We start from the raw sequence: 13,337 nt of genomic DNA, 5'->3' as shown, positions 1-13,337 counted from the left end.
TTCTATTTCTTATCTAGAACTGTGATACTTTTAGCTTCAGGTAATTGACTACCGCCTTGCTTATTCAACATAAATTGCTGTGATTTACTCGCATCTGGACCGATTAACTTATACCATCCATCTTTTCCGCCTTGTAACAAACTATTTGTAGGGACATCAAACTCAACATAGACTGACCCTGCCGGTGCGGTTGACTTGAAATCTGAAGCACCTCTAGTGGATATAAAAGTCTGTCCACCACCTCCTTGAACGACTTTCCCTCCATTTTGCATTTGAGATAATTCATCTGGAGACATCCATCTACCAACACGAGTAACACTAACCTCATTAATAATTACTGTTTCGCCCAACTTTATCTGTGGGTAAGAGTTTGGTATTGTCCCCTTCGCTACACCGCTTTCCGTTATAGATGTTGCCCCTGGTTTTCCTCCCGCCAGACTTCCAGCGCCAAGCACACCATAAGTAATATTGGTTAAACCATCGGCCCCTGCTTTCAGCAATGACGCTTCCAGCCAGCCACACTTACCTGCGCACTGTTCAATTATATCTGCGTACCATTTCGCTGAACTTTCATACGCTCTGCCAGCCAGATCATCCTGAACCCGTAATGCAGTATACACCTGCTCATTCAGTTCAATCTGCGCCCCAAGTTGCACCACGCAGGCAGTATCTCCAGCTTCCCAGCATGACTTCAGCTTCAGAACATTTTCCGCTGATTCTTTCGCCATATCCTTACGGATCTGCTGTTCACAACCAGCATTTCCACTACATTCTTTATAGCGTTCAGTATATTTCTGTGGGCTGCCTTTGCTTAAGGAATTGTGTTCAACAACAATTCGATCCGATGTAACCTAATACATCAAGCTAATGCATCCATTTTATCCAATACCTCACCAATTTCATCCAATAAAACAGTTACCTCAGTCAAAGTAGCACCAAGTCTTGTTTCAAACTCAGGAATATCAATACCGTTGCAAACTTCATTCAGCGCTGAATTTAAAACGAGCAATTCGGTCTCGGTAACTTCTAAGGTAACCTTATGTTTTGCAATGCCTAACGTATTCATTCTCACCTCAAATTATCAAAATAGGCCCGACCATTAACAGGTCGGAAGGCAGTTCCACCATCGCTTGCTTTGGGGTTACGGATCACAACAGTTCCTGTTGCATCATCCCAATATGCAGACCTACCACCACTAAGTGTTCTGGACGCTGAAGGATTGTTAATTATTTTCTCAATATGCTGGGCAAATTGCTCCTTAGTTTTTATTCCAAGATCAGCAAACTCGTTCTGCGTAACAACATGTTTTTCAAATGCATGTCCATCTGCAATATCTTTGCCAACGGTTGATGCGGCAGAGTTCCGTCCATTTTCCTCGTCCTCTGGTCCCCAGCCTCCTGGCGTTCCGGAACCCACACCACCTAACTCAGCTTTCTGGTCGTTATCTAGGCCTTTACCCAGATTAGGATTGGATGACGCTTCCGGTGCATATTTGTCCTGCAACAGACCAAGATACTTACTGGTGATCTCATCGTTGCCCGTCATTTGCAGGGTGACGAGGTGATCCAGTTCGTCGGCGGTCAGTTTGTCGGCGAGCGTCTTCGCCACAGCCCCCGTCAGCCCGGCCTTGACGCCAATCTCCAGCAACTGCTCTGCAACCTTGCTACGACATGGGGCAGCGATAGCACAACCTTCCGCAATAACCTTCAGACTGTTGTTGTCTACAACAACTCTCTCTGATGCAGAGAGCAGGGGTGAAGTCGATTTTTCCCTGTGTTTTCCGTCAGTTACATCCGTTTTTGCCTGCTACACTTCCGGCGCGACAACTTTTTGCCCCGACGCGCCTTTTTCGTCTGAACACGCTACCGCCCCGATGAAGATCGAAGGGCTCGATCAACCAGTTCCCTGCACCGGGTTCACTCTGGCTGAGCCATTAGGACTGACTCACTCAGCACTCCACAGCCTGACACAGTTGACCGCCAGTCCCTACAAGTCGGAAAAACGTCAGCACAATCAGCACCAGATCGTCAATGCGAGTTCCCCGGAACCTTACGTTTTGCTCCCCGTTTTCCCGCTGCTATAAAGAGCCTGTTCCAAATGACCAAGTACTATTTATTCCTGCATCCCCAGCCTAGAAACTGGCTGGGAGAGGCGGGATTCAGCACCGACACGCCGGTCATTGTCAGTGTGGAAGAGTGAAGACCGGTAGTCGAGCCGGTTAAGAGCTGACGATTAACAAGAAGATCCCGGCAACTACGCCAGGATGTTTTTTACTTATTAATATAAATATCCATGAGCTTATTTATTTCATTTCGTAGCTGCTCATCATCAAATTCATATTCTTCACGATCATCATCAGGGTTATACATATCTGCCGCACAAAATACACTTGATAGACACTCACTTACACTCTCATCATAGTTAAGTATATTTTTGTTATCTCGTTCTATACGCCAAAGCTCCATATATGCTTCCGCGAATGCTACCGCAGAAAGCCTTCCACTCCCGAAAGATCTGGCAAATTCAACAAGTAAGTAACTCATCTTAAAACCCCATTTTTCATATAGTTATCATACTGAGGTGTTCCAGGGATCACTTTGAAGCCTGTAATAAACTCACCTGACTTATCAATAACAACTGCATTATTCGTATTGGGATTAAAAAACACTCTTGAGTCTTTCACAAAGCCATAAGTGCCGTTTTCACTAGTAGCTTTATCATTCAGATGATTCTTAATAGCTGTCTCATATTGCTTAAGTGTCTCCGGGTTTTTCTTTGTGGTAACAACATCGAAGTCAATTGCATGCTTAAATTTTTTGTCTAACTGCTTGGTACTGAACGCGACACTATCAGAGATGATTGCAGTTCCAGCATTTGGCAATTTCTTACCTGGCAATATAAAACCTGCCAGTATTCCACCTGTGGCTTCCAGTGCAGCCTGGTTTCCGCCATACGCCTGTTTTACATTATCGGCTACTGCTGACCAGGTTTCACTCTGCATCAGCGCCTTGACGCTGTCTGCCACTGCCTGATTTTTACCCGCCAAATCACTCAGTGCTTTATCACAGTAGCTTTCGCCGGTTGCACATGAGGCGAGCGCCATTGCCGCATCACCCACATAATCGGCTGAGCCTATTGCCGTATCACCGGAGTCAGCGATGGCATTAATAATGCCGTTGGCAATAGCCGATGAGGCTCCGTCTCCCAGCTTATCCCTGACCTGTGTTTTCCACCATTCAGCACTTTGTTTGACCGATTCCCTGGCCTTATCACCCGCCAGCGAGTTATTGGTGACTTCCACCCTCGCTGTATTTGCGGCCAGAGCCGCCATTGACAGATCACCGTCCGTGCCTGCCGCTCCGGCCAGACCACCTGCAATTGTCACCAGACTGCTCACCAGACGTTTTTCATCGGCGGTAAGTTCGCTGACCTTCTTACCATACAGAGCACTCACCAGATGGTCCGTCATCACCGACGCCGTAATGGCACCAATCGCACCGGCTTTCATACCTTCAGAGCCGCTGCCCCCGCTCAGTTGCGTCAGCGCCGCCGCCACAATCCCGTGCAGGGCCGCACGGGCCACGTCGTTATTCACATCCTTAACCAGCGAGGCCAGCAGCGGTGCAGCACCTGCTGCTGCACCGGCTTTCAGATTGCCACCAAGCGCACCGGCCAGCAGTCCTGCCGCCGCACTGCCCTTCGTCCAGAATTCACTTCCCAGACCGTAGTCGGTTCCCTGATAATCTGGATGGGCTTTCAGCGTGGCTTCCCGTTGTTCTGCTGTCATGTTGCCATTAAGCTTGCCTTCGGCGATTAGCTTCGCTTCCAGCACGGCGTTGGATTCCTTCGCCTTCTGCTCTGCGTACTTGCCATACACATCCAGTACCGACGTTGCCAGAGCCATCCCTTCGCTCTGTACCGCCAGGTTATCCTTTACCTTCTGCACATTGCCGTTCACGTCCACTCCGTGGTGGGCGTTGTCGGTGTCACGACTCAGGTCAGCAATATCCTGTTTCTGGTTCGCCTGGGCACGGATGATGATGGTGCCGTTACTGATAGCCGATAAGGTGGTGCCACTGCTGCTCTCTTCTGCAAAACCGGTACCAATCCCCGGAACCACGTTGCGATTTTCATCGTCACCGCCTTTTCCCCTGTTGACAGATTTATCAGCGCTGTCCTTACCCCCCATGCTACCCGATATCGCCACGGTATAGCTGTTACCGGAGGTTTTGCTTTCGTTATGAATATCCGTCCAGCCCAGCGTTCCCGTATCCAGTTTGTTTTTGCCGCTGTCTGCCGTGGACGCAATCACCGCACCATCAAGTTGGGTGTGGTTTCCGACCGTGATATCAAAGCCGCCGTTTCCGGCGAAAATACCGCTCTGGTCGGTGACGCTCTTACCGTTCTGGGTGATATTTTCACCGGAGGCGTTCACGCTGCCCGATGAGGTACCGGCGCATATCGGCGGCACGCAGAGGCTGAGGGATGCACCGGAAGAGGATTGTTTGCTGTCGTAAGAGGCGGTGTCCTGCACGCTGCTGATGGTCAGGTCGCGTCCGGTGTTCACCACCACACGATTGCCTTCCAGCTCTGCCCCTTTCAGCGTGGTGTCGCGTCCGCTGTTCACCGTAAGTTGCTCTTCGGCACGGATAACGCTGTTGGTGTTGCTCTGTGACTGGCTGTTTTCCTTACCTTTCTGCTGTGAGGCACCCAGTTCAATACTGATACCGGTCTGGGAACCTGCCAGGCTGGCACCCACACCCACACCCACGCCTGCGCTGAACTGGCTGCCGCTGTTTTTACTCTGGCTGTTATGCGTGTTCTGAGAGGCGGTCAGCAGAATATCCCGTCCCGCATCCAGCACCACCTGTTTACCGCCAATCTGTACGCCCTGACCCGCGATATCGTTGCGGGCGTTAATAATGACATTCTCACCGGCATGAATGGTGGTACCCTGCGTGTTACTGCTGTGGTACTGACTGTCCTGCGAGGATGAACCCACGGTGACAGAGACCTTGCCCTTCACAACAGCCGAATCCGTCATCATGCCCTGTGCGGCAGTGGTGCCCGCCTGACCTGTTTTAATGGCGGTCAGACGCGCATCGTCGCCATTTTCCGCACTGCGGGCAGCCGTTTCAGCGGCTTTTGCCGCGTCAATGGCCCAGCCACCGGCAGCGGCGGTCACCCCGTACTGTGAACTGCTGCTGTGGGCTTCCCCGTCACGGGTGTCGCGGCTCACGTCAAACAGGACATTTTCACCGCTGAGTGAAACCGATTTACCGGCGCTGACATCCGTACCGGACAGGGAAACGTCCTTCCCGGCCTGAGCAATAATGTTGCCGTTTGTGCTCGTTAACTGGCTGCGCTGCCCGCTTTCAGTGGTCGCGTCCTCACGGCTGCTGTGTTTATCCCGACTGTAACCCGCCGTGGCGCTGTAACCGTCCCCACCCAGGGTGCCAATGGTTTTGCTGCTGCCACTCGTTTCATTATGTGACGTGTCACGTCCTGCGGTGACCGTAATATTGCCCTGTGTGGCCGACAGCATCAGGTCTTCGGTTGCCGTCATCTGGCTGCCGCTGATGTTCACACTGCCTTCCCGGCTGTTGACGTAAATATCTGAACCCTGAATGACCGACGCGTTCTCTGTGGTACGCGTGCCGCTGCTGTTGCTCTCAGACCGGCTCATTCCTCCCGGCAGAAGCTGACTGCCGTGTTTGCCCCCGCCGGTAGTGGCACGGACAGCACTCCCGGCACTCAGTGCATCCGAAAGATTCCAGCCGCTGGATTTGCTGCTGTTGCTGTATGTTTCGGTATCCGTGGAGGTGGTGATGTTCACATCACGCTTCGCATCCAGTATCACCGCTTCACCGGCATTCACCTGGCTACCTGCAATCAGGATATTGCCGCTGTTGCCACCCTGTCTGCCGGTAGCGGTCATCTGGATATTGCCTGCGGCGGCAAGCTGGCTTCCGCTGTTAAACTCGCCCTGGTAGTGTGATTCAGAGGACGACTTGCTGCTGCCTGCGGAAACAGACAGCATCTGACCGGCACCGTCCAGGGCAAGAGCGGCACCTTCCGCACCCAGCGATTTCACCTTATCAACGGTGCTGTTACCGCTGCTGTCTTTCCCGCGCACGGTGTCACGCACATTGCGTACCGTGTCCTCAAATGGTGCCTTCACGCTGACGGTGATACCGGAGGATTTTGTCTCCTGTTTCACCGATTCGGTGACCGTATCCCGTCCCGGGATAATGGCAATGTCGCTGCCGGTGATATCGATATGCCCGGTAGCACGGGACGTGTCGTCCTTCGCCCGTCCGGCAATCACGTCGGCGGCGCTCAGTGTCACCTGGTTTCCGGCGCTGATAATGACGTTCCCCCCGGAAGTGCCCACCATGCTTCGCGCATCGCTCTGCGTGGTCTCTGCACCCCGCCGGGTGGTTTTCGACGACTGTGAACCAATGGTTACACCCAGGCCTGAACCACCGGAGAAGATGCCGGATTTCTTCGTCTTCTTCATGTCATAGTACGTGTCGGTATTGGTCGCGGCTTCCACCGTCACGTTGTTTCCGGCCTTCAGCGCCACGTCGCGTTCAGCGGCAACGGATGAGCCCTGAACTGTCAGGTCACTGCCCGCGCTGAGTACCACGTTTTCCCCGGAAAGCTGTGTGCCTTTCTCGCGGGTGTGATTTTCCTCGTGGATGGTGTGGGTGGTCTTTTTACTGAACATGCCACCGGAGGTTTTCTTCTTCTCCCGGTACTCATAGTCGCTTTCAGTGGCGGTGGTGAGGGTGATATCCCGTCCGGCCACCACGGCGGTGTTTCCGTTGGCATATACATCAGCGGCCTGTGCTGTCACATCCCGTCCGGCCACAATAGTGGTGTTTCCGCCGGAGGTGATGTCGGTGCCCTGCTGACGGACTGTCTCGTTAATCTCTTTTTTGTTTTTTGAGATATAGCTGTTGCCTTCGTTGCTGGCTTCAGCCATCAGGTTCACATCACGTCCGGCCCGGATGGCGACGTCGTTTTCCGCCGCGATTCCGGCGGCCTGACTGTTCACATCACGACCAGCAGCAAGGGTGAGGTTATCACCAGCGGTCACCGTGGAGACGACCGAACGGCTTTCGTGGTTTTCTGATTTGCCGTTGCGGTGAGATTCACTTTCCCGTGCCGCATTCAGGTTCAGGTCGTTGCCCGCTGAGAGCAGGGCAATGTTACCGGCGGTGACAGAGGACGCGGTGACGTTCAGGTTATTGTCCGCGGCCATCACCAGATTTCCGCCCGCGCTGACGGTACTGCCCTGTTGCGTGATGGTGCGGCTGACTTCCTGGTTCTTCCGGTGCTGTCGGTTGTCGCTTTCGGTTATCTGGTTCGCGGCAATATTAATATCATTACCCGCGAACATCCCGAGGGAGTCACCGGCGCTGACGTCTGCCCCGGTGATGTTAATATCCCTGCCTGCATCCAGTGACAGCGACTCTGACGCCGTAATGGTGGCGGTTGTGCCGGTATCCGTGCCGCTGATATGGGTTCGTCCGGCAGTCACATCCCACTGCTGCGCACGGGTGATATTGTTAATGCTGCCACTGATACTCTCCAGTGCAACGCTTTTGCCACTGATGGCTGAGCCGATATTGTTAATGTCTCCGATAGCGCTCAGGTTCAGACTGTTCCCTGCACTTATCAGTCCCGCGTTCAGGTTGCTGATGCTGTTATCTGCATCCAGGGACAGGTCATTCTGTGCGGTCAGGGTACCGCCACTGTTGATGATGTTACCAGCCGCCAGCTGTACGTTATCCCCGCTGATGACAGAGCCATTGTGAATGGTCACGTCCTGCGGGGACAGATACAGTTTCGGCACCATCACGGTCTGCCCGTTAATGGTCGCCGACTCCCACCACAGAATGCTGCCGGTCAGGCGTGCCACCTGTTCAGCGGTCAGCGCCACGCCAAACTGTAAGCCCAGCCCTTTCTGCTGACTGGCCGCGCTGTCCATCAGGTACTGCATCTGCTCAAGGTCTGAACCGAGGCCATTGATATAGCGTGAACCGGTCTGGTTCAGCATCGCATTTGACACATACCGGGTGTCAAAGGCCGCATCGCCCAGGAAACGGTAATCCTTCTCCGGTTTCAGACCGAGGCGGTCAAGGAAATACGATGAGCCGAGGAACTGTTTTTCATCGCTCCATCGCGCATCTGCATGTGGAGCCTGCCCCGGCTTCATCCCCAGCAGACCATAGAGGCTGTCAAACAGGCTGCTGTCCAGGTTCCCGAGGCCATCGAGCTTCGGGTTTACCGTAATCAGATACGGGCTGTCGGGGTCAGTGGACGGAACAAAGTAACCATTGTTACCGGAGGGCAGAGGATAACTGCCACCGCTGCCACTCTGACCGGAAAGTGACGAGCCCCCGGCGATGTCTTTCAGCCCGTCGGTGATACTGTCCAGCCAGCCGGGACCGCTGATGGTGGCGTTTCCGGCACCGGTGAGCGATTCTGCACTGAGACCGCCACCAACAGTCTGCGGTGTCAGCGTGCTGAGCGAGGGGGCGTTAATCGTGTTGCTGACGCCACCTGCGTTCGCGGTGGTCGTGGTGTTGCTGATGTCACGGGTGAAACTGGCGCTGATATTACCACCGGCACTGATAACGGCACGGTACGCCCCGCCGTCTGCCACATATTCGGTTGTGCGCTCACCGAGGAGATAGGGCACCCAGGATGCATCACCATTTCCGCTCCAGCTGCCGTCCGGATAGAGTGTCACGGGCTTCCATGCAGTACTGTCACAGTCACTGTAAAACCATTCACAGCGGTATTCAGCCTGCACATACGTGATACGGCGTCCGCTTTCAGCAGACAGGTTGTTCAGTGTTCCTCCAGTCAGTACAGCGTTGCGGCCTGCCAGAATATGGCTGCCACGGTTATCAAGCGTTCCTGCGGTAACAGAAATATCCCGACCGGAAGCAATACGCGCCGCTGTACCACTGGCTGATACCGACACCACTGATTCGCTCAGCAGATACTGGCGGACGTCACTACCGGTGAGGCGGTAGGAATAAAGAGTCCGACAGTGGTCATTTACACCACCAGTACACATTTTTTCTGATTTCCAGACAATGTCTTCCCCGTTGTATTTCCATTCGTTCAGACTGACATCAAAATCCGGTGTGTTAAGGCTGCCGTAAAAGCCGTGAAGTCCCGGCATGGCATCCGGGTAGGTATGTTCTGACTGGCTGATGGTCAGCCCGTCAGCTTCGTTCAGCAGGTGTCCGGTGTTAATGACGATGTCGCCATTCGTGGTTTCGATAGTGCCGGAACGGTTGATGACCTCAGTATTTACCGTCCCGCCGGCATTCTTCTGCATCCACAGGCTGTTACCGGCCAGGATATCGCCGTAAATGTTGTGAATGCGGTCGGCAAACAGCTTCAGGTTGTTACCGGCATAAATCAGCGCGGTGTTGAGCAGGGTACCTGCGGCTGTCATGGTCAGACTGCCCGCCGTGCCGGTGAAGCCGTTGACGGTGATATTGCCACGCGACGTCAGTTGCACATCGCTGCCCGCCTGAAGCGAGCCGGAGGTGTTCAGCAGGATGTTCTGTGCGTTGATGGTACTGCTGCCGTTACCGGTGGTCAGTTGCGCATTGTTGGTGAAATTGCCCCCGGCACTCAGCGCAAGGGCATTGCCCTGCATCACACCGCTGTTGGTGATGGCATTCTGCGACGTGACAGAAAGGGCCTGACCTGCGGCCAGTGTGCCGGTGTTCGTGAGCGCGCTGATGAGTTTCAGCGTTGCATTACCCAGAGCTACCACCTGACCCCGTCCGCTGAACTCGCGCACGTCAAGCTCCAGAGCACCGGCGCTGTACAGACGACCGGCATCGGTCTGCACCAGCGAATCACCTTTTACCGTCAGCCCGATGGTGCCGAGCGCCGTGCCGCTGTTGCTGAGCGTCCGGTAATTCACCAGCAGGTCCGCGCCCTGAAGCGTGCCGCTGTTATTAAGCGACGTGCCTTTCAGTTCAGCACTGCCGGTTGCCAGTACGCGCCCGCTGTTTACGGCGTTCACCACATCCAGCAGCAGCGTGACGGCCTGTACCAGTCCGCTGCCGGTGTTCGCCAGCTCCGGCGCGGTCAGCGTGAGTTTACCGCCGGAGAGGATTTTGCCGTCGTTCTGTACGCGGGTGGTGGCCTTAACGGAAGAGTCGCCGCCGCCCTGTATTGCGCCCTGGTTGGTCAGCGTTGCGGCTGACACATTCATGGCATTCTGGCTCAGCAGCACGCCACTGGTCGTATTGCTCAGTCCCCCGGAGACGTTCAGCGCCAGAGACTCGCCCTGAAGCCGTCCGCTGTTAACAAACGAGCCTGCGGTGATGGCAGTTGTCTTTCCCTGTATCTGTCCGGCGTTCGTGACGCTGCCCGCGCTGAGCGTCAGATTACCGGCGCTCAGCAGTTTGCCGCCCGCCGGGTTATTCAGGGTCTGGTTCAGCGTGACCGACAGTGCATCCACTCCGGTTACCTCACCGCTGTTTGTCAGCGTTCCGCCATTCAGCGTCAGGTTTTTCGCTATCCACTGCCCACTGTTGCTCAGCGTCAGCGCGGACAGCGCCAGTTCACCGTTTGAGGTGATTTTGCTCCCGGATGTGCCGGTGAGGCTGTTGCTGATTTGCGCATCCAGTAACTCTGCCGCCTGGAGCGCACCGCTGTTTGTCACCGTCTGCGCATGGATAAGTACCCGTTTCCCCTGCCATTGCCCCACGTTGCTGATGGTGCCTGCGGTGAGGGTCAGATCGCCGGTCGTGAGCAGCGATCCACCACTGTTATTTGTCAGCGTCAGCAGGGGGGCCGCCATCTCCGGGCGTGCGCCCAGCGTCAGTGCGGCGATCCCGGTGAGCGTTCCGCTGTTGGTGATGCGGTCCTGCTGAACCGTGACACGGTTGCCCTGGACGGTGCCGCTGTTATCCAGCGAATTTCCGCTAAGGGAGAGGTCGCCTGCCGACAGCAGACCGCCCCGGTTGTCTGTCGTTCCCGCAGTCAGCGCAGTGTTGCCCTGACTCATCAGATCGCCGGTATTGCTGAGCATCCCGGTAAGCAATACCGACAGTGATCCGGTTGCAAGCCCGCTGCCGCTGTTCTGCCAGTCACGGGCATTCACGCTGACGTTCTGCCCCTGTGTCTGGCCTGCGGTGGTCAGCGTGGTACCTGAAAGGGTGAGATCCCCGCCGGTGAGCGTGCGCGACCTTGTCAGCAGTACCAGTATCCCGGCAGTCAGCGACAGCGCGGTATCTCCCTGTAACAGACCAGTACCGGTGAGACGATCGGCATTCAGCGTCAGCCTGTCACCGGCGATCGTGCCCGCATTTGACAGGGACTGTGCGGTGATCGCACTCCCGCCCTGCGCCAGCAGCAAACCGCCAGTGGTATTGTTCAGCGTGCCGTAATCAAGAGAAAGTGAAGCACCGCTTAACTCCCCGCTGTTGGTCAGTTGTGAGCCGGACAGGGACAGTACGGCATCGCCGGTGATAATGCCGCTGTTTCTGAGTTCCGGTAAGGAAAGGGATAATGCGGCCTGGCTGTACACCACACCGCTGTCACGGTTATCCAGCAGGCGGGAGACCAGCGAGAGCGTCTTTTCGCCGTGGATCAGACCGCTGTTGATAACGGTGGGGCTGTTGATCGCAAGCACAGCAGCAGTCAGCGTGCCGCTGTTGCTGAGACTACCACTTTCCACCTTCAGCGTGGAGGCGGACGATTTACCACTGTGGTTCAGCGAGTCACGGGCTTTAACAGTGAGGTTGTCCCTGGCAGCCTGCGTCCCGTCAAGCTGCGCGTTCTGAACATCCACGCTGACGCTGTTGCCCTGCGTCTGTGCGGTGGTCGTGGTCTTCAGGCTGTTGCCTGTTACCGTAACGCTACCATCCGCAACGGTCTCTCCGGAAAGCGTAATGTTGCGGGCGCTGACAGACAGCGTTGAGGAGCTTTTGAGGTTGCCGGTACTGGTCAGTCCGGTGGCAGTGACTTTCAGGTTGTTGCCCTGGACGGTGCCGGTATTGCTGAACACGCCGGTTTTCACCGTGGCATCGCTTCCGGCGGCCAGTGTCCCGCCGTTGTTCAGACTGCCGGTACTGACGGTAAGCCCTTTTCCGGCAACCGTACTGCCCTTCAGCGTGGCATCCCCGGCAGTGGTGAGGGTGATATTCCCGGCGGCATTGATTCTGCCGCTGCTGTTCTGACTCAGCGACTGGCCGCTGAGCGTGGCGTTCTGTCCGGCGGTCAGTTCACCGCCGTTCTGTACAATCTGTCCGGACGAGGACAGCGCCAGACTGTTATCCGCCACCAGGCGGGACTGATTCAGCGTCAGTGCATTTCCCCCGGTGACATTCAGGCTGCCCCCGGCTTTGTTATCCCCGGAAAGCGTGACATCTGTCCCGGTGACGGTGGTGTTGCCGCTGGCAAGGCTGTTTTTCAGGACCAGCTTACCGGCGCTGTTCAGCGTGATATCACCCTGGCGGGCATTGAGGTTACTGAGGTTCACCCCGACACCCTTTTCAGTGGAGGTCAGGCGGATACGGTTCGCGTACATCCCGCCGAGTGCACCGGTGTCAATGGCGACTTTCGGCGCTGAGCCTTCACCGGTAACGGGTTTAATGCCGCCGTCTGCGCCGACGCGGTTAGCCCCGGCGATGATGGTTAAATCCTTCGCATGCAGCTGTGCATTGAGTTCGGTGGCACGGGCAATAATGGACACGGCATCTGACTGGCTGCCATCCAGACCGGCCCCGTTAATGGTGATACTGCCTGTTGTCACCTCCAGTACCTGAAAGCTGCCATCGGCGTTCATCGCGGGTTTCCCGGTGGTCAGCGTGGCCTGCGGGGTGTTGATAAAACCGCAGCCGTCACAGGTGATACCATACGGGTTTGCCACCATGACGTTCGCGGCTTTCCCCGCCACTTCGGTGTAGCCTTTCAGTTCTGAGCGTTTACCGCCCGTGACTTCATTAATAATGCCCCTGGCTTCCTTGCCCGCCTTCAGGTTCGGGTTGTTCTGGATGAGGCCGCCAAGCTGCGTCTGACTGAGCTTACCCGTGGCGTTATTGAGAATCAGCCCTTCCTTCCCGACGTTGTATTCACCGTATCTGTTGTGCGAAATGCCAGCCCCGTTGGGCGTGGCAATATTCACCACCGGCACCCCGTTACCGGCTTTATCCATCTTCGTGTTACCGGAAGGGGTGACCACGGCACCGATGGCAGGCAGCACGGGCTGTCCGGCAATCAGGGCGCTGATGAGATAACTCAGAACACGGCGGCTGAAGGAAACGGTGTGGTGATTATCCATAACGGAG

The 13,337-nt window shown here is 55.5% G+C and carries 5 protein-coding genes; all 5 read right to left on the bottom strand.

The genetic code is table 11. The annotated features are described in order from the left end of the window. Positions 1–2 precede the first annotated feature (2 nt). The 5 genes from GTGU_RS26720 to GTGU_RS21145 all read right to left on the bottom strand — a co-directional run bounded on the left by GTGU_RS26720 (position 3) and on the right by GTGU_RS21145 (position 13,330). Positions 3–728 carry a TreTu family toxin gene (locus GTGU_RS26720; protein ID WP_038162037.1) on the bottom strand — a complete coding sequence of 242 codons (726 nt, stop codon included), beginning with the start codon at positions 726–728 and terminating at the stop codon, positions 3–5. Between the two features lie 131 nt (positions 729–859). Then, positions 860–1,066 (bottom strand): hypothetical protein, encoded by a 207-nt coding sequence (locus GTGU_RS21165; protein ID WP_038162033.1) that lies wholly within the window; start codon positions 1,064–1,066, stop codon positions 860–862. Between the two features lie 2 nt (positions 1,067–1,068). Then, positions 1,069–1,647, bottom strand: coding sequence for a hypothetical protein (locus GTGU_RS26920; protein WP_051857405.1), 579 nt, complete (start codon positions 1,645–1,647; stop codon positions 1,069–1,071). A gap of 623 nt (positions 1,648–2,270) precedes the next feature. Next, positions 2,271–2,543: a colicin immunity domain-containing protein gene (locus GTGU_RS21150; RefSeq protein ID WP_038162030.1), complete on the bottom strand. Its 273-nt coding sequence runs from the start codon at positions 2,541–2,543 to the stop codon at positions 2,271–2,273. After that, positions 2,540–13,330 (bottom strand): hemagglutinin repeat-containing protein, encoded by a 10,791-nt coding sequence (locus GTGU_RS21145; RefSeq protein ID WP_051857404.1) that lies wholly within the window; start codon positions 13,328–13,330, stop codon positions 2,540–2,542. The genes GTGU_RS21150 and GTGU_RS21145 overlap by 4 nt, the downstream gene beginning before the upstream one ends. Positions 13,331–13,337 lie beyond the last annotated feature (7 nt).

Source organism: Trabulsiella guamensis ATCC 49490, assembly GCF_000734965.1.
Classification (GTDB): domain Bacteria; phylum Pseudomonadota; class Gammaproteobacteria; order Enterobacterales; family Enterobacteriaceae; genus Trabulsiella; species Trabulsiella guamensis.
The sequence above is the reverse complement of the archived record's forward strand: the minus strand, read 5'-3'. Positions and strand labels throughout refer to the sequence as shown.